The sequence below is a fragment of the Kribbella swartbergensis genome (assembly GCF_054784135.1).
This window is the reverse complement of sequence record NZ_BAAGPM010000022.1, coordinates 427793-447231: the sequence shown is the minus strand read 5'-3', so window position 1 is coordinate 447231 and position 19439 is coordinate 427793. Positions and strand designations below refer to the sequence as shown.

Here is a 19439-nt window from a genome sequence, read left to right as displayed (position 1 = left end):
CGGAACCTCACCCGCGAGAGTGAACCGGCTCCCTCCGGGGAGCGTTTCAGAGCAGGTCGTGGTCGCGCGCGTAGGCCGCTGCCGCGGTCCGGGAGGGGACGTCGAGCTTGGTGAAGATGTTCGTGAGGTGCCGCGCCACGGTCTTGTCGCTGAGCACCAGCCGGTGCGCGATCTCGGTATTGCTGTTGCCGGACGCAACCAATCGCAAAACCTCGAGCTCCCGCACCGTGAGCCCGCCGGGAGTGCTGCGGTGCAACAGCTTCTCGGCGTCCTGCCGGGCCGGCAGCGCGCCGAGTTCACCGAAGGTCCGGCACGCGGACGTCAGCTCCGCGGTCGCCGAGTCGTCGTCACCCAGCAGCCGGAACGCCCGGCCCACCAGCACCTTCGCCCGAGCCACTTCGTACGGCGCCTGCAGCCCTCCCCACAGCTGCGCTGCCAGCCTCGCCGGTGCGAGGGCCCGTTCAGGATCCCCGGACGACAGCGCTGCCAGACCCGCACCGTAGGCCGCCGTCGCCCGCAGGCCGGGGCATTGGAAGGCGTCGGCGATCCCGGTCAGCTCGGACGCGGCGGACTCGGCCTCGTCGTAGTGACCGGCGGCCGTCAGGATCTCGACCGCGGCCGGCAGCAGCCGGGCCCGATGCACCTGGTCACCGGTCTCGGTGAGCAGCCGGCGGATGGTCGCCACCGCGGCCGTCGTGCGTCCGCGGGCCAGGAGCAGCTGCGCCCGACCGGGCTGCACCTCGTGACCGTACTCGATGGCCTGTTCGTAGCCGGCCTCGGCGCCGGCCAGATCGCCGCGGATCCGGAGTACGTCGCCGTACTCGCTCAGCGCGAGGCCGGCCGCGGCGGGTGCACCGGACGACACATAGCGCAGGCGGGCACCCTCGAACTCCTCCAGCGCCTCGTCGAACCTCCCGTGCAGCCGCAGGATCTGACCTCGGTGGACGGCGCACTGGCCGGTGTATGGGACGAGGTCGGGCTGGCTGTCGCACCAGCGCGTCAACGCGGTGGTCCATTCCGACGCCCGGGCGAAGTCCATCACCTCCTGACAGCCCTCGATCATCGCGCAGTACACCTGGCCGGCGAAGATCGGCGAGACCTCGCCGGCCGCGACGCCGACCATCGCCTCGTCCAGCCTGGCCAGCCCCTCCGGCACCCGGCCCGAATACATCATCAGGCGGCCTTGGCAGACCAGGCCCTGCGCGAGCAGGTCGGGGTCACCGAACCGGCGGGCCGCCTCGGTGATCTCCTCGGCGGCACGCGCGGCGCCGGCGAAGTCACCGTGTGCCAGGTGCCGGAAGAACTCGTGCAGCCGGAGATATCCCCGCTCGACCACGTCCTCGGGGTGGTCCGCCAGCAGTCGCTCGGCCCTGGCGGCCCAACCACTGCCGACGGCGACCTCCCCCCGGACGTTGAGCACCATGGCGAGCCAGAAGGCGAATCGGACCGCTGCCAGCGTGTCGCCGCGGTCGACCTGCACGCGGTACCCGCGCTGAAACGCGCGGATACAGCCGTCCTGGTCACCGATCAGGTACGCCGCGGTGCCCAGCGCCATCAGATCCCCGGCACCGAGTGTGGCCGCGTCCGGCTCACCCGCCGCCGCGCCGCGCTCGTCCGCGGCCGCAGCTGCGGAGAGCCGGTCGTAGGCGACCGCCCAGTCGCGCTGCTCGTACGCCCGGCGGGCCCGCTCCAGATCGTCGACGATCCCCATCACCTGCCCCCTAGTGGCGAGGATGCGCGCTGGATCAGGCGGCGGCAAGACTCCGGCCGGATCGGGCCGCGATGCGTTTGGCGACGTACGCCGCGTCCCGCCCGACGCCCGGGAGCACCATCGAGCTGAAGGCGAACTGGAAGGCCAGACCGCAGAAGAACAACCCCGGCGCGGAGGTGACCACGCCGCGCTCCTCCACCGGCCAGCCGTCCGCACCGATCACCGGCAGCCGGATCCAGTCGAACACCTGCCGGAACCCGGTCGCCCACACCACGTTCGCGACGTCCAGCACCCGGTCGTCGCCGAGCACCGGCCGCCCGTCGCGGACACCGGTCACCCGGTCGGGCACCCGCTCGACCCCTCGCGCGAGCAGGTCCTCCCGCTTGACCCGGAGCATCGGACCGCCGTGGAAGCGGATGTCTTCCCTGGCCTTCCGCCCGATCGGTGTCCGCCGGGTGATCAGATGCTTGCCGACGAAGAGGAAGACCGGGAAGAAGACATGCGCGCCTGGGCTGTCCAGCCGGACTGGGATCTGGCCCGGGTCGCGTCCGCACAGGATGGTCGGGTGGGTGGTCGCTACCTCGTAGGCGATGTCCGTCCCCGAGTGCGAACCGCCGACGACCAGGACCGGCCCTTGCTTCAGCTGCTCGGGCCGGCGGTACTCGCTGGAGTGTAGCTGCCGGATCGCCGGGTCGAGATCGACGGCGAAGTCCGGCAGGTACGGCGTCTTGCCGAAGGTGCCGGTGGCAACCACCACGTTGTCGGCGTGGATGGCCCCCGAGCTGGTCGTGACGACGTACCGCCCGTCCTGCGCTTCGAGGCTGTCCACCCGGGTGCTGTTCCGCACCGGGAGCTCGAAGTGAGCGGCGTACGACTCGAGGTAGTCGGCGACCTCGTCCTTGCTCGGGTAGCCCCAGCGCTCGCCGGGGAACGGCAGCCCGGGCAGGCCGTCGTACTTGATCGGCGTGTAGAGCCGCAGCGTGTCCCACTGCGCCCGCCACTGGTCGCCGATCCGGGCGTTGCCGTCCAGGATCAGGAACGGCCGGCCGCGTCTGCGCAGGTGGTAACCGGTGGACAGCCCGGCCTGCCCGCCGCCGATAATGACGGTCTCGATACTTTCGGTGGTCATGCGAGTCTCCGCTCGTTCCGTACGACGGCGCGCGCAGCCGGGCGGTACCGCAGCCACCACAGCAGCATCAGCGCGGACGTCACGACGTAGAAGCCGTGCAGGGCCCAGATCGGTCCCGGCGGCAGGTGCACCACGTAGATGCAGTGGACGGCGTTGCCGACGTTGGCGAGGACCAGATGCGCCGGGCTGTACGACTCCAGGTCGCGGGTCCGGATCGCCTTGACCACCATCGGCAGCGCACTCGACGCGAAGAGGATGGTGGACATCGTCCCCGCGAGAAGAGCAACGCTTGCGCCAGTCATGGCACTGACGCTAGGGATCCGGGGTCACCCCGCGCGTCGGACGGAATACGCAACCTCCGCCGGCCGCGGACTACGAGGTTTGTCGTACGCCGGTCTGCCGAGCGCTCGAGTGGTCGGCGGACCGGGAACGGAAAAGCCGCCCACCCCGAAGGGTGAGCGGCTGCTCCAGGGATCCGGCGTCAGGCGCCGGCGCCCTCCTGCTTCACGCCGGCGACCGCGGTCGGGTCGTCGATGCGGTACTTGCGGGCCGCCTCGGCGGCGACCTCCGGCTTCACGTCACCGCGCTTGGCCAGGATCTCCAGCGTGGCGACGACGATCGACTCGGCGTCCACGTGGAAGTGGCGCCGGGCCGCGGCGCGGGTGTCGGCCAGACCCCAGCCGTCGGTCCCGAGCGAGGTGTAGTCGTTCGGCACCCAGCGTGAGATCTGGTCCTGCACCGCGCGCATGTAGTCGCTGACCGCGACGACCGGGCCCTTGGTGTCCTTCAGCTGCTCGGTCACGAACGGCACCTGCTCCGGCTCGTCCGGGTGCAGCAGGTTGTGCTCCTCGGCCGCGATCGCGTCCCGGCGCAGCTCGTTCCACGACGTCACCGACCAGATGTCGGCGGCCACCGAGTACTCCTCGGCGAGGATCTCCTGCGCCTTGCGGACCCACGGCAACGCGACACCCGACGCGAGCAGCTGCACCCGCGGTACGTCGTCGCCCTCGGCCGTCTCGTACTCGCTGAACCGGTACATACCCTTCAGCAAGCCCTCGACGTCGAGGTTCTCCGGCTCAGCCGGCTGCGGGACGGGCTCGTTGTAGACGGTGAGGTAGTAGAAGACGTCCTCGCCGTACGGCAGGTCCTTGTCCAGACCGTAGCCGTACATCCGGCGGAGGCCGTCCTTCACGATGTACGCGACCTCGTAGGCGAAGCCCGGGTCGTAGTGCACCGCGGCCGGGTTGCTCGAGGCCAGCAGCGGCGAGTGACCGTCCGCGTGCTGCAGGCCCTCACCGGTCAGGGTGGTCCGGCCGGCCGTCGCGCCGATCAGGAAGCCCCGGCCGAGCTGGTCGCCGAACGCCCAGAGCGAGTCACCGGTCCGCTGGAAGCCGAACATCGAGTAGAAGATGTAGAACGGGATCATCGGCTCGCCGTGCGTCGCGTACGCCGTACCGGCCGCGATCATCGAGCCCATCGCACCGGCCTCGCTGATGCCCTCGTGCAGCAGCTGGCCCTGCTCGGACTCCTTCCACGACAGCAGCAGGTTGCGGTCGACCGCCTCGTAGGTCTGCCCGTGCGGCGAGTAGATCTTCGCCGTCGGGAACATCGAGTCCATACCGAACGTGCGGTACTCGTCCGGGGCGATCGGGACGATCCGGTGGCCGATCTCCGGGTCCTTCATCAGGTCGCGGAACAGCCGGACCAGCGCCATCGTGGTCGCCACCGGCGCGTTGCTGCCCTTCGACAACGGCTTGTAGACGTCGTCGCCCGGCAGCTTCAGCGTCGTCCGCGGCGCCACCCGGCGCTCCGGCAGCGAACCGCCGAGCTGCTTGCGCCGCTCCATCATGTACTGGTACTCCGGCGAGTCCTTGCCGGGGTGGAAGTACGGCGGGTTGTACGCGTCCTCGAGGTCCTTGTCCTCGATCGGCAGGTAGAGCCGGTCCCGGAACGCCTTCAGGTCGTCCGAGGTCAGCTTCTTCATCTGGTGGGTCGCGTTGCGGCCCTCCAGCGCCTCGATCGTCCAGCCCTTGATGGTCTGGGCCAGGATCACCGTCGGCTGGCCGACGTGCTCGGTCGCGCTCTTGAACGCGGCGTACACCTTGCGGTAGTCGTGACCGCCGCGCGGCAACTTGCGCAGGTCCTCGTCGGACAGGTTGCGGACCATCGCCTGCAGCCGCTGGTCGCCGCCGAAGAAGTTGTTCCGGATGTACTCGCCGGACTCCACCGAGTAGGTCTGGAACTGGCCGTCCGGGGTGGTGTTCATCTTGTTCACCAGCACGCCGTCGTGGTCCTGCGCCAGCAGGTTGTCCCACTCCCGGCCCCAGATCACCTTGATCACGTTCCAGCCGGCGCCGCGGAAGAACGCCTCCAGCTCCTGGATGACCTTGCCGTTGCCGCGGACCGGGCCGTCCAGCTGCTGCAGGTTGCAGTTGATCACGAAGGTGAGATTGTCGAGCTCCTCGCGGGCGGCCAGGCCGATCGCGCCGAGCGACTCCGGCTCACCCATCTCGCCGTCGCCGAGGAACGCCCAGACGTGCTGCTGGCTGGTGTCCTTGATGCCGCGGTGGTGCAGGTACCGGTTGAAGCGGGCCTGGTAGATCGAGTTCAGCGCGGCCAGCCCCATCGAGACGGTCGGGAACTCCCAGAAGTCCGGCATCAGCCGCGGGTGCGGGTACGACGACAGGCCGTTGTGCAGGCCGCGGGAGACCTCCTGGCGGAACCCGTCCAGCTGGTCGGCGGTCAGCCGGCCCTCGAGGAAGGCCCGCGCGTACATACCGGGGGAGGCGTGACCCTGGATGAAGACCTGGTCGCCGCCGCCGGGGTGGTCCTTGCCGCGGAAGAAGTGGTTGAACCCGACCTCGTACAGGCTGGCCGCGGACTGGTAGGTGGCGATGTGCCCGCCGACCTCGAGACCCTTGCGGTTGGCCTTGCTCACCATCACCGCGGCGTTCCACCGGATGAAGGCGCGGATCCGGCGCTCGATGTGCTCGTCGCCGGGGAACCACGGCTCGCGCTCGGGCGGGATCGAGTTGATGTAGTCGGTGCTCCGCAGGGCGGGCACCCCGACCTGTCGCTCCCGGGCCCGCTCGATCAGCTTGAGCATCAGGTAGCGCGCTCGCGCCTTGCCCCGTTCGTCCAGGACGGCGTCGAGCGATTCGACCCACTCGCGCGTCTCGTCGGGGTCGATGTCGGGGAGCTGGGTGGGCATCCCCTCGGTGATGATGGCTGGTGGTTCGTGTCCGGAAGCCACGGTGTCCTGCCGTTCTCTCAGGTTGCTCTTCCCCGCAATCCTGTCACCTGTTCGGAATGCGTTCTACTTCGCCTTCCACAGCCGCCCGATTCCGGCCGCCGCAGCGTGCAACCACCGGACACGCGCCGTACCCGGCACGCGGATACCGGACACGTCACGGAACCCTCGTGCATACTTGCGCGACGCGATAGGCCACGATGGACTATCGCTACTGACGCCTACCCCCGGGCAAGCGGGGACCACGGAGGAGGACACGTGAGCGCGACCGCGGACCACGCGGACGGCAAGAGCGGGGTGCCGAACACGGCAACCCGGCTCGGCCTGGAGCCGGGCTGGATCGTGCAGGAGATCGGGTACGACGACGACTGTGACGACGACCTCCGCGACGCGATCCGGGACATCACCGGCGAGGAGTTCGTCGACGAGGACACCGACGAGGTCGTGGACGCGGTCCTGCTCTGGTTCCGGGAGGACGACGGCGACCTGGTCGACGCACTGTTCGACATCCTGACCGACCTGAAGGCCGGCGGCGTGGTGTGGCTGCTGACCCCGAAGGTCGGCCGCGACGGGTACGTCGACGCCAGCGAGATCGCCGAGGCCGCACCCACGGCCGGGCTCGCCACCACGAGCAGCCTGACCGTGACCGACGACTGGTCGGCCACCAAGTTGGTGGTGCCCAAGTCGGCGCGCGGCCGGGGCTGACCGTCCGGTGACCCCTGCCGTCGGCAGCCGGGCACCGGACTTCACCGCCCGGAACCAGTACGGCGAAGAGGTCCGGCTGGCCGACTTCCACGGCCGGCGGGACGTCGTACTGGTGTTCTACCCGTACGCCTTCAGCAGGGTGTGCACGAGCGAACTGACCACGCTGCGGGACCGGCCCGACCTGCTGGCGGCGGCCGAGTTCCTGGCGATCTCGTGCGACCCGATGTTCACGCTGCGGGCGTACGCGGACGCGGAGAAACTCGAGTTCGGTCTGCTCAGCGACTTCTGGCCGCACGGGGCGATCGCGTCGGCGTACGGCGTCTTCGACTCCGAGCGCGGCTGTGCGCTGCGCGGCACCTTCGTGGTCGACCGCGGCGGCGTGATCCGCTGGTCGGTGGTCAACCCGGTCCCGGAGGCCCGCGACCCGGACGAGTACGCGGCGGCCCTGGCGGAGCTGGGACTCGACCTCGGGTAGACTGCGCCGGTCGTTCGATCAGGGCGAATAGCTCAGCGGTAGAGCGCTTCCCTTACAAGGAAGATGTCGGGGGTTCGATCCCCTCTTCGCCCACCCCTTCACGAGCGAGGTCCGTGCGACCTCGCTCGTCGCATGTCCAGGGTTGTGTCACTTACTTCTTGTCAGTACCTGACAAGAAGGTGGGTACTTGTCGAGGCGGCGGCACCGCTACAGGCTCTGACCATGCCTGAGAACAAGAACATCCCGGTCACCGTCATCGGACTGGGTTCGATGGGTACGGCGTTGGCCGAAGCACTCATCGGCGCCGGACACCCGACCACCGTCTGGAACAGGACGGCTGCGAAGGCCGCTCCGGTCGTCGCGAAGGGTGGCAAGCAGGCGGAGACCGTCGAGGCCGCCGTGGCAGCGAGCCCGCTGATCATCACGTGCCTGACAACGTTCGACGACACCATCGAGGCCCTGGCGCCGGCTGCGGCGGCCCTGGAGGGGCGCACCCTGATCACGTTGAACAGCGGATCGCCGGCCGGGGCCCGGAAGGCGGCGGATTTCGCCAAGCGCAACGGTGCCCGGTTCCTCGGCGGGGCGGTCAAGAACGTGCCTTCGGCGGTCGGAGCCCCGGACACCCTCCTGTACTACGGCGGCGACCGGACCGTGTTCGACGAGTTCGAAACCACCCTGAAGGTGCTGGGCGGCGACACCGTTCACCTCGGCGACGAACCGGACCTCGCCGCGCTCTACGAGATGGCCGTGGGCGGCACCCTGCTCCCGGCCCTCGTCGGCTTCTTCCAGGGCGCCGCGGCCGTGCAGGCCCGCGGGCTGGAAGCGAGCACGCTGGTTCCCTACACCGTCAAATGGCTGGAGATGATCGGCTCCGTCCTGCGCACCTTCGCGCGCGAGATCGACAGCGGGGATTACACCGAACCGGAGTCGAGCGTCAATCTCTTCCTCGCCGGAGCCGCGCACGACGAGGAACTCGGCGAGGAGGCAGCTGTCGACGTGACCTGGCAGCGCCCACTGCGCGAGCTGCTCGAGCGCGCCGTTGCGGCCGGCCACGGCGAGCACAGCATCTCCGCGCTTGTGGAGGTGCTCAGGAAGCCCGCTCGGGCCGAGGTCTGAGGGGGCCCGGAGCGTACGGCGGGGTCGTGGCGGGGGCCGATTCCGGTGATCGGACGGTGTCGGCCGTCGCCGTACCCGGCGGCGGTGCCACTCGTTGTGAACGGTGTCGGTGGGAGCAGGAATTCTTAACCATCGGCTGCCGGGATCGGACTCCTCCCGGGCGGGTCGCGGCTGGTAGGGTTCACGGCTGTCGGTCGGCTCGATAACGCACCGGGAACACCCGGTCACGGCATTGTTCCGGCCGGCGGAACAACGGGGCTTCTGTCGGTGAGAGCGAGGCGGGTCTGCCCTGAGCCCGGCTCCGTCCAGTTGGGGAGGCGCGTGTCCGTGGGTCGCCAACCGGCCACCGCTGTCCCGGTGACATGCCGGTCCGCGCTCCCGCTCGACGTCGTACCGGCCCTGCCCCCGGTGGTGGCATCGGCGTGGTGAGGAGCGGTGTGGACCGGCCGGCGATCAGCACCGGACCGGCCCTGATGATTCCGGCCGGGTATCCGCGGGACCTGCCCAGCGCGTTGCTGCGGGCCGCCCGCGACTTCGGCGGCGCCGGCGTGGTAGAGATCGGGCCTGACGGCCGCGAGACCAAACTCGACTTCCCGATCCTGCTCGAACTCGCCGCCCGCATCCTGGCCGGCCTGCGGGCGAACGGCGTACGCGCCGGAGATCCCGCGGTCGTGCACTGCACCGAGCCGATCGGGTTCTTCGCCTCGTTCTGGGCCTGCACGCTGGGCGGCATCCGCCCGCTGCTGATGGCGCCGGGTCGCGACGGCGACCGGACCGAGGAGGGCCGCGAGCGGCTCCGCAAGGTCACCGATCTGCTCGGCTGGACCGTGCTGATCGGCCGCCCGTCCGACCTCCCCAACGACCTCGGCCTGCCCGTGCTCGACCCCGACGCACTGGCCGGCCACGAACCGACCTCGGAGTTCCACCGCCCGGCCGCGGACGACGTCGCCGTACTGATGATGTCGTCGGGGACCAGCACCGGGACGCCGAAGATCGTGCAGCTGACGCATCGCGGCCTGGTCGAGTTCGCCGCCGGTACGCCGGCCATGCTGCCGGTCCGGCCCGGACAGACCACGCTGAACTGGCTGCCGCTGGACCAGAGCGGCGCCTTCCTGCTCTACCACCTTCTGCCCGTGTTCACCGGTTGCACGAACATCCACGTCAACACTGACTGGGTGCTGGCCAACCCGCTGCGCTGGCTGGATCTGATGGAGCAGCACCGGGTCAACCACTCCTGGTCGCCGAACTTCGGCTACCGCCTCGTCACCCAGGCCATCGCGGGCGAGCCGGACCGGCACTGGGACCTCTCGGCGTTGCGCAGTCTGGTCAGCGGTGGTGAGCAGATCACCGTGCCGGTGATGAGCGAGTTCCTCCGGCTGACGAACCGTTTCGGCGTCGTACCCGAGACCTTCGTCGCGGCCTGGGGGATGACCGAGACGGTCACCGGGATCACGTTCGCCCGGCCCGGGCTGACGCCGAACGTGCACCGCGTCCGCATTCCGCCGACGGGGGTGGTCGAGTGGGTCGACCAGCGGCCGTCGAGCGGCAAGGTCGCGGTGGCGCGGCCGGGCAAGACGCGGGCCGAGGCGCCCGGCGTACTGAGCCTGGTGTCGGTGGGTGCGCCGGCTCCGGGGACGACCGTACGGATCGTCGCGCCCAACGGCGCGGTCCTGCCGGAGGGCCGGATCGGGCAGTTGCAGGTCGCGTCCGCCCGGGTGACGCCCGGGTACCTCGGCAACCTGGAGGCGGACCGGGTCGCGTTCCCGGTCGGCAACTGGCCGGCCCGCAAGTGGCTCGCGACCGGCGACCAGGGCTTCATCACCGGCGGGCAGGTCGTCATCACCGGTCGCGACAGCGAACGCATCATCATCGCGGGGAAGCTGTACTACGCCCACGACATCGAGGCGGTCGCGTCGTCCGTCGTCGGCGCCGAGCACGGTCTGGTCGCCGCCTGCGGCGTCGCCGATCCGGAGACCGGCACCGACCGGCTGGTGGTGTTCTACGCGCTCACCCCTGAGTCGATCCCAGGCATGGACCAGGCGATCCGCAGCCTGATCCAGGGCCGGCTCGGCCTCGCGGCCGAGGTCGTCGGCGTACCTCGGCGCGACTTCCCGACCACCCCCGGCGGCAAGATCCTCCGCCCCCTGCTCCGCCAACGCTGGCTCGACGGCACGCTCGAGACCTCGTCCAGCCCGTACGTCGAACCAGCCGGAGCCAGCTCCTACTCCGGCCCGTCCGGCGAAGGCCCGTACGCCGACGCCGCCGACACCCTCATCTCCGTCGAAGAAGACCCCGCCGAACGCACCACCGAACTCCCAGTCGTCCGCCTAGCCTGGAAACGCACCCTCCAACAATCCATCCCCACCCCACCCGAACGCCCCACCCTAGGCACCCCTCACCCCGAGACGCCGCGCCCCGAGCCCAAGCCGCCCACCGACGAGCAGCTCCAGTCGGACCCGCGCCCCCAGGCCGAGCCGTCCACCGACGAGCAGCTCCAGTCGGACCCGCGCCCCCAGCCCGAGCCGTCCACCGACGAGCAGCTCCAGTCGGACCCGCGCCCCCAGCCCGAGCCGTCCACCGACGAGCGGCTCCAGGCGGACCCGCGTCCCCAGGCCGAGCCGCCCACCGACGAGCAGTTCCAGGCGGCACCGCGCTCGCAGCCCGAGCCCGCCTCCGCCACGCCAACCCACGTCGCGCCGCAACCGGAAGAGGACGCGTCGGCCAACGCTCAGCCCGAGTCCGAGGACGCGTCGGCGAACGCTCAGCCCGAGGTTGACGACGAGTCGGACGCGTACTTCAACAGCACCGCCTTCTCCCGCAAGCCCACCGACGACCCCGAAGCCACCACCATCCTCACCCGAGTGGTGCCCAACACCCCCACCGCTGCCGCCGCAGACCCAGCCGAACCGGACCCCACCCCGGCCGCCGAGGTCGCAAACCCGGTCGCTCCCGAGACGGCCGCGGACGCCGCCCCAGCCGCCGAGGTCACACGGCCAGTCGAGCCCGAGATCACCCTGGACGCTGGCGCAGCAGCCGAGGTCGCAAACCCGGTCGGGCCCGAGACCACTCTCGACGCCGCCCCAGCCGCCGAGGTCACAAACCCGGTCCAGCCGCAAACCGCGCCGGACGCCGAGCCAAGCGAGGAACCCGAAACCGAGCCCGTCGCCGCGAGGCCCGAATCCGACTCCACCGCCCAGCAGATCGCTGAGCCGGTCGACCCGGAGGCTCCCGGCCACGCGCAGCCGGCCGCAGAGACAGAGTCGCCTCCGCAGCCCGGAACCGGAGCCGTCGCGGCGGAGACTGAGTCCGAGCCCAGCGCCGTACCTCCGGGCGAAGTTGCTGGCACATTCGACTTCGAGCCCGCCGCCGAAGCGGAACCGACCGGTGAGGCCAAGTTCACCGAGCAGGTCGCCGACCCGACGGCCGAGGCCGCGCGGCCAGCTGAGCAAGCCGCCGAGCTCGTCTCCGAGTCAGCCGCAGAACCGCATACCGAGCCAGCCGCCGAACCTCACGCTGAGCTTGGGGCCGAGAGCGAGGCCGCTCCGGAACCAGAGGTCGGAGTTGTTGCGGCGGGGGCCGAGTCCGGTCCCAGCGCCGTACCGACGGGCGAAGTTGCTGGTGGTTCCGACGCCGAGCCCACGGCCGAAGCCGAGCCCGAGGCTTCTGCTGATGCGGACCTAGTCGAAGAGACCGAGTCGACCACGGCGCAGCAGACCGAAACCGTCACCGCCGAGGCTGCATCTGAGTCCAGCGGTGACGTCCGGCCCGCCGCCGAGCTTGAGTTGGCTGCGGAACCCCAGGCAGAGGTTGTCGTCGCGGAGGCCGAGTCCGGTCCCAGCGCCGTACCGACGGGCGAAGTTGCCGGGGCTTCCGACGCCGAGGCCACGGCCGAAGCCGAGCCCGAGGCTTCTGGTGATGCGGAACTAGTCGAAGAGACCGAGTCGACCACGGCGGAGCAGGCCGAAACCGTCACCGCCGAGGCTGCATCTGAGTCCAGCGGTGACGTCCGGCCTGGCGCCGAGCTTGAGTTGGCTGCGGAATCCCAGGCAGAAGCTGTTGTCGCGGAGGCCGAGTCCGGTCCCAGCGCCGTACCGACGGGCGAAGTTGCTGGTGGTTCAGACGTCGAGCGCATGGCCGAAGCCGAGTCGGAGGTTGCCGCTGACGCCGAGCTGGCCGCAGAGACTGAGTCGACCACGGCGCCGCAGGCCGAAACCGTCACCGCCGAGGCTGAGTCCGAGTCCGCCGGTGAGCTCCGGCCCGCCGCCGAGCTTGAGTCGGAACCCGAGGCAGAAGCTGTCGCCACGCAGCCCGAGCCCGAGCCCAACGCCGTACCCACGGGTGAAGATCGCCGGGCGTCCGACGCCGAGCCGGCCGCCGCAACTACAGGTGAGCCCGAGTCCACCTCCGAGGAGGTCGCCGAGCCGGCGGCCGAGGTTGCGCAGCCGGTCGAGCCGGAGGCTGTAGCTGACGCCGAGCGAGCCGAGGACGCCGAGTCGACCGCAGCGTCGGAGGCCGTATCCGCCTCGGTCGAGGCGGAGCCTCGGTCCACCGGCGACCCTGACCCCATCACCGAGGTCGCGTCGGCTGCGGAACCCGACACAGAACTTGTCGCCACGCAGGCTCAGTCCGAGGCCACCGTCGTACCCACAGGCGAGTTTGAGCCCACCGCCGGGGAGGTCGCCCACCCGGCGGCTGAGGTAGTGCGGCCGGTCGAGGCGGAGGCTCCTGCTGACGCTGAGCCGGTCGCGGACCCGGAGTCGACCGCAGAGTCGGGCGCCGAATCGGTCACGGCCGAGGCCACCGGTGACGTCCTGCCGGCCGCCGAGCTTGAGTCGGCTGCGGAACCCGAGGCGGAAGCTGTCGCCGCGGAGGGTGAGTCCGAGCCCAGCGTCGTACCGACGGGTGACGTTGCCCGGGTCTCGGACGCCGAGCCGACCGCGGGCAGCTCCCAGTCCGGGCCCGCGGGCAGTTCACAGTCCGAGGCTGCGGGCAGCACCCAGTCCGAGGCTGCGGGCAGTTCCCGGTCCGCGGTTGGGGGTGGTGTGCGGGGTGAGGGGAAGGTTTTGGGGGCGGGGAGGGCGGCGAGTGTTGAGCCGGTGGCTGTGGTGGGGTTGGCGGGGCGGTTCCCGGGGGCGGAGACGCTCGAGCAGTTCTGGGACAACCTGGTGGGTGGGGTGGAGAGCATCCGCCGGTTCACGCCGGACGAAGTGAGCCAAGCGGGCGGGCACCCGGACGACGACCTGGTCGCGGTGAACGGGGCGCTCGAGCACGTGGAGTCGTTCGACGCGAAGTTCTTCGGGCTCAGCGATCGCGAGGCCGAGTTGATGGATCCGGCGCAGCGCCTGTTCCTCGAGGTCTGTTACCAGGCGCTCGAGCACGGCGGGTACGCCGGTACGACCAGCCGCGTCGGCGTCTTCGCCGGCTCCGGCATGAACCTCTACACCCAGCAGAACCAGTCCCGCGACTCCCTCGCCACCCGCGTCGCGTACCGCCTCGGCCTGACCGGCCCGGCCATCGGCGTACAGTCCGCCTGGTCGTCCTCGCTCGTCGCGGTCCACCTCGCCTGTCAGGCACTCCGTTCCGGCGACGCGGATCTCGCCCTCGCCGGTGCGGCCGCCGTACAGGTGCCGCAGGCAACGGGTTACCACCCGTCCCCGGAGTCGATCCTGTCGCCGAGCGGCCGGATCCGTGCCTTCGACGCCGAGGCCGACGGCACCGTGGGTGGCAATGGAGTGGCCGCCGTACTGCTCAAGCGACTCGACCAGGCCGTGGCCGACGGCGACACCGTGTACGCCGTGATCCGCGGCACCGCGGTCAGTAACGAGGAGGACGCGCCGGCCGGCAACCAGGTCGAGCTGATCGAGCGCGCGCTCGAGCGTGCCGGGTTCACGGCCGATTCGCTCAGCTACATCGAGGCCAACGGGATCGGCAGTGCGGGCGCCGACTCGGCCGAGGTGCAGGCGCTGACGACGGCGCTGCGCCGGCACACCGACAAGGTCGGGTTCTGCACGATCGGTTCGGTCAAACCGAACATCGGCCACCTGGACAGCGCCGCGGGGATGGCCGGGCTGATCAAGACCATCCTGATGCTGCAGCACCGGACGCTGGTCCCGACGATCAACTACACAGAGCCGAATCCGCAGCTCGCGCTCGACGGCAGTCCGTTCGTGGTCGGCACCAAGGTGCGCGACTGGGAGGCAGGTACGACGTTGCGCGCCGGCGTCAGCGCACTCGATGCCGGCGGCACCAATGCGCACGTGATTCTCGAGGAGGCGCCCCGGCAGGTCCGCCGTGGCGACGACGGACCCGTCGTACTGCCCCTGTCCGCACCCGACCTGGACGCCCTGGCCGACCTGGTGGAGCTGTACCGCACGGACCTGGGTCACGGCACCGGCCACCGCCTCATCGACCTCGCTGGTACGGCGGCACTCGGCCGACCGGCGTACCGTCACCGCGTCGCTGTCGCAGGCTCGTCAGAGGCCGAGCTGGTCGATGCACTCGCCACAGCCCAGGCGTCCGAGGTCCCACGCGGTGGACCAGGCCCACTGGGCTACGCGTTCACCGGACAGGGCGCTGCACGGCGTGGCATGGCTGCTGGGCTTGCAGCACGCTTCCCGGTGTTCCGGTCGGTTCTGGACGAGTGCGACCGCGTGTACGCCGAGGAGACCGGTGGCAGCCTGCTTGGGCTGTTGCTGACCCCAGCTGGTTCGTCTGAGGGTGTCTGGCCGACGGAGACTGCGCAGCCTGCTCTGTTCGCGTTCGAGCTGGCGTTGGCGCGGTTGTGGCAGTCGTTTGGAGTGCAGCCCGCACTGGTCGTCGGCCACAGTGTCGGGGAGTACGCCGCTCTGTGCGTGGCAGGAGCGTTGTCGCTGCCGGACGGCGTACGTCTGACGGCCAAGCGTGGCGAACTCATGCAGCGTGGGACGGTGCCGGGCGCGATGGTCGCCGTACGGGCGGATGCTGAGCGGGTCCGTGAGCTGGCCCAGACGCCGGGTGTGGAGATTGCCGCAGGCAACGGTCCGCAGTCGTTCGTGCTGACTGGCTCCGAGGTGATCGTCGGGCAGTTGGCCGCGCAGCTGGACCGGTTGGAGGTCGCGTGGCAGCGGCTGGACGTCGACCGGGCGTTCCACAGTTCGCTGGTGGACCCGATCCTCGCGGACTTCGCTGCGATCGTCCGTGACATCACGCTGAAGCCGCTGCGGACGCCGATGGTGTCGAGCTGGTCCGGTGACCTGCTCGAGTCCGGGACTGTGCTGGACGGTGACTACCTGGTCGGGCAGTTGCGGCAGCCGGTTCTCTTCGGTGACGCGGTCGAGGCGGTGACGGCGGCCGGGTGCCGGCGGTTCCTGGAGCTCGGGCCGGATGCGGTCCTGAGTCCGGCCGGCAGGCGGATCGCGCCGAACAGCACGTGGATTCCGGCGCAGCGGCTCGGACAGGATCCGGTGCTGGCGACGATGAACGGGCTGGCCGAGCTGTACCAGCAGGGCACCGAGATCGCCTGGTCGAAGGTGTACGGCGACAGCGGTCGCGTGCCGTTGCCGACGTACCCGTTCCGCCGGGTGCACCACCCGATCGACACCTCCGCCGCAGTGGCTAGTGCCGTGGCGATGCCTGCCGACGGCGCGGATACCGGTACGGCGGCGGGGCGGCTGAGTGCGTTCGAACGGGCGGCGCGGGCGCAGGCGGCGGCGTTCGAGCCGGTGAGCGGTACTGGTCCCGCGGTGAAGAAGATCCCGCTGGACCCGCCGAGCGAGCCGGAGCCGGCCGAGGCGGTGAAGTCCGACGAGGCGGAGCCCGAGGCGGGGGAGCGGTCGCCGTTCGCGTTGCCGGCCGAGACGCATCAGGTCGATGCGGACTACCTGGCCCAGGCGGGATCGTTGTCGGGTGATGAGATTTCGGCCGAGCGCTACCGGGAGTCGCTCGATGCGGTTCTCGATCTGACCTGTGAGGAACTGTCGCTGGACCCGTACGACCTGACGGTCGACCACACGTTCGCCGAGCTCGGGGCGAGTCCTGCGTCGATGGCTCCGGTGATCGAGCAGATCAACTGGCGGTTCGGTGTTGAGCTCACGCCGGACGATCTCTTCACGACGTACTCGACGCCGCACAAGCTGGCGACGGCGGTGGCTGTCCAGACCGCGAAACCTGGCGAGGCTGAGGTTGCCGAGGGCACCGAGCGGGCGGAAGTGCCTGCTGGGGTTGAAGGTGTTGTCGAGGAAGTTGCCGATGGCACCGATTCCGTGGAGGTGTTGGTCGCCGAGGATGATGTGGCTGAGGCTCGTGACCCGCGTACTGCGTTGGCGGTGCTTGGGTCCGAGCTGGCCGAGCTGGCCGCGAAGGTCGACGAGGCGGCGGCCGCGACGAGTGAGGCGAAGCTGCCGGGGTCGGGCATGGCTGCGCTCATGTCGCAGCAGTTGCGCGTCGCGAGCCAGCTGGTCGACGGAGTCACCAAGCTGATGCGCGAACAACTGGCGATCCTCAACGAATCCACCGCTGGTCCCGGTGTGGCCGCTGATGATGGCGCCTCGGCTGCCGATGAGCCGGGGGGTAGTGCCGAGCCGGCACCCACTGCCGAGCCGGCGCCCGTCGCTGAGCCGCCCGCCGACGCGGACACGGACGGCCCGGAAGCCGCTCAACAGCCCGACGCCGACTCGTTGGCGGAGCCCAACCCCGAGACTCCAGTCGACGAGCCCACCGCCGCGACCCCGCAGGCGCCCACCGCCGCGGTGCAGGACGAAGGTGAGGGGGTCGAGGGTGAGAAGGAGTTGCGGCGGCGGGACTTCGAGTATTGGGACTTGGCTTTGGCCGGGGCGGAGCCTTTGGTTTTGCCCGGGGACCGGCCGGGGGGTGAGCCGGGGGTTGCTTCGGTCAGGCAGGAGTTTGCGGTCGAGCTCGGCGACGCGGTTTTCGCGTACAGCCGGGAGCGGCGCGTCAGTCCGCTGATGGTGATGCTGGCCGCGGTCGGGACCGTGCTCGGCCGGTTCGCGGCGCAGGACGATGTGACCATCGGGACCCGGCTGATCCGCCCGCAGGGCGACACCTCGACGGCGCCTCAGCGCGCGGTGCCGATCCGCATCGACCTCTCCGGCGAACCCGACCTCGGCGAGCTCGCGCACCGGGTCCGCGACGTCACGACCGGCGCGTTCGACCACGCCGGCACGGACCTCGCCGTACTGGAGCGCGACCCACTGTTCCAGGTGCTGGTGGAGTTCGAGGACGGCGACGAGGAGTTGCCGGAGCACCTCGACGTACGGCTCCGGCTCACGCACCACGGCGCCGGCATCACCTGTACGGCGGACTACCGCACCGACATGTTCGACCAGCGCACGATCGACCGCCTGCTCGCCTACCTGGAAGCGGTACTGCGTCGCGCCACCACCCAGCCGCATCTGCGCATCCCGGACCTGATGCTGCCGATCGAGTCCGACCTGGAGGCGTTGCGCGAGCTCGAGGGCGACATCGACCCGACCGGTTCGATCGGTCCGATCGGCCGGGTACGGCGGAACGCGGTGGTGGCCGGTGAGCTCAGCGGACTGCACACCCTCTTCGAGCAGCAGGTCGCCCGGACCCCCGACGCGATCGCCCTGATCCAAGGAAAGCGCGAGCTCACGTACGCCGAACTCGACCGCCGGTCCAACGCGGTCGCCTGGCAACTCGTCGACCTCGGCGTGAAGCCGGGCCAACTGGTCGCCGTACGTGTTGCCCGGGGCACCGAACTCGTCGTCGCCGTGCTCGCCGTGCTGAAGTCCGGAGCGGCCTACCTGCCGCTGGACCCCGGCGTGCCGGAGTCGCGCTGGTCGTTCATGGTCGAGGACTCGTCCGCGGTCGCGCTGGTCGGTGACGACGCGGCCCTGGCCGATCGGCTCGGGCTGCGGCTGGTCCCGGTCGCGGCGGTGGACGGCGATCCGCGGTCTCAGCAGGCGCCGCCGGTGCGGTCCGCGGCCGATGACATCGCCTACTGCATCTACACGTCGGGCTCGACCGGCAACCCGAAGGGTGTGCTCGTTCCGCACCGCGGCCCGGTCAACCTGATCCGGCACTATCTGGCCACCCGCCGCTCGCTCCGGACGTTGCAGTGGACGTCGTTCGGGTTCGACGTCCACGTGCAGGAGATGTTCACCGCGCTGGCGTCGGGTGCCGCGCTGGTGTTGATCGGCGAGGACGACCGGTACGACCCGGACGCGGTGATCGCGGCGCTGCGGGACCACGACGTCGAGCGGCTGTTCATGGCGTTCAGCCCGTTGACGGCGCTGCTCGCCACCATGCGCCGGCTGCCGGAACTGCCCGCGCTGCGGGAGATCGTCGCCGGCGGCGAGGCGATGGTGCTGACGCACAAGGTGCGCGACTTCCTCGAGGCGCACCCGGACTGCCGGTTGTTCAACGAGTACGGACCGGTCGAGGCGTCGATCGTCACCACGATCCACGAGGTCGACCCGGCCGAGGACCGGCCGTCGATCGGCCGTCCGGTCGAGGGCGTCGTCGTACGCCTGCTGGACCAGGCGCTCCGGCCGGTGCCGGTCGGGGCGGTCGGCGAGATCCACCTCGGCGGTGCGGCCGTTGCCCAGGGCTACCTCGGGCGGCCGGAGGAGACCGAGCGGGCGTTCGTGCCGGATCCGGGGCACCCGGGCGGACGGTTGTACCGCACCCGCGACCTCGGCCGCTGGCGTGTGGACGGGACGCTGGAGTACCTCGGCCGCGCCGACGACCAGGTGAAGATTCGCGGTCACCGGGTCGAGCCGGGCGAGACCGAGCATGTCCTGGCCGACCAGCCGGGTGTGGTCGACGCGGTGGTGGTCGCCTGCACGGATCCGGCCGGTGACACGTGCCTGATCGGGTACGTCGTCCTCGAGGACAGCGATCCCGCCGTACTGGCCCGGCTGATGCTTGACCTCGGCAAGGAGTTGCCGATCTACCTGGTCCCGGCCGACCTGATCCCGATCGAGGAACTCCCGCTCGACGACAACGGCCGCCTCGACCGCGCCCGCCTGCCCGAACCCGAGTGGCTCAAGCCTTGACCGGTACGACGTAGACGCGTCTCCGCATGGTTCTGCAC

The 19439-nt window shown here is 70.5% G+C and carries 8 protein-coding genes and 1 tRNA gene; 5 read left to right on the top strand and 4 right to left on the bottom strand.

The features are described 5' to 3' along the window. Nucleotides 1-46: 46 nt before the first annotated feature. The 4 genes from ACYVOK_RS20620 to aceE form a co-directional block, all read right to left on the bottom strand. Complete coding sequence (locus ACYVOK_RS20620; RefSeq protein WP_460664105.1) at nucleotides 47-1711, bottom strand: helix-turn-helix transcriptional regulator; 1665 nt, start codon at nucleotides 1709-1711, stop codon at nucleotides 47-49. A 34-nt stretch (nucleotides 1712-1745) separates the two neighbouring features. Continuing rightward, nucleotides 1746-2840 (bottom strand): flavin-containing monooxygenase, encoded by a 1095-nt coding sequence (locus tag ACYVOK_RS20615; protein WP_460664104.1) that lies wholly within the window; start codon nucleotides 2838-2840, stop codon nucleotides 1746-1748. Beyond that, nucleotides 2837-3142, bottom strand: coding sequence for a hypothetical protein (locus ACYVOK_RS20610; RefSeq protein ID WP_460664103.1), 306 nt, complete (start codon nucleotides 3140-3142; stop codon nucleotides 2837-2839). Before ACYVOK_RS20610 ends, ACYVOK_RS20615 begins: the two co-directional genes overlap by 4 nt. A gap of 179 nt (nucleotides 3143-3321) precedes the next feature. Then, nucleotides 3322-6051, bottom strand: a complete 2730-nt coding sequence (aceE, locus tag ACYVOK_RS20605) for a pyruvate dehydrogenase (acetyl-transferring), homodimeric type (RefSeq protein WP_460664102.1) — start codon at nucleotides 6049-6051, stop codon at nucleotides 3322-3324. Between the two features lie 297 nt (nucleotides 6052-6348). Here aceE and ACYVOK_RS20600 point away from each other — a divergent pair, with 297 nt between their 5' ends. The 5 genes from ACYVOK_RS20600 (at nucleotide 6349) to ACYVOK_RS20580 (ending at nucleotide 19401) form a co-directional block, all read left to right on the top strand. Further along, entirely contained in the window at nucleotides 6349-6795 is a 447-nt protein-coding gene (locus ACYVOK_RS20600) for a DUF3052 domain-containing protein (RefSeq protein WP_460664101.1), read from the top strand. 7 nt (nucleotides 6796-6802) lie between these two features. Continuing rightward, the gene (locus ACYVOK_RS20595) at nucleotides 6803-7270 is read left to right on the top strand and encodes a peroxiredoxin (protein WP_460664100.1); all 468 of its coding nucleotides are present in this window, start codon (nucleotides 6803-6805) and stop codon (nucleotides 7268-7270) included. Nucleotides 7271-7291: 21 nt separating this feature from the next. Then, a tRNA-Val gene (locus ACYVOK_RS20590) sits at nucleotides 7292-7363 on the top strand. 129 nt (nucleotides 7364-7492) lie between these two features. Further along, nucleotides 7493-8386 (top strand): NAD(P)-dependent oxidoreductase, encoded by an 894-nt coding sequence (locus tag ACYVOK_RS20585; RefSeq protein WP_460664099.1) that lies wholly within the window; start codon nucleotides 7493-7495, stop codon nucleotides 8384-8386. Nucleotides 8387-8811: 425 nt separating this feature from the next. Further along, nucleotides 8812-19401 (top strand): amino acid adenylation domain-containing protein, encoded by a 10590-nt coding sequence (locus tag ACYVOK_RS20580; protein ID WP_460664098.1) that lies wholly within the window; start codon nucleotides 8812-8814, stop codon nucleotides 19399-19401. Nucleotides 19402-19439 lie beyond the last annotated feature (38 nt).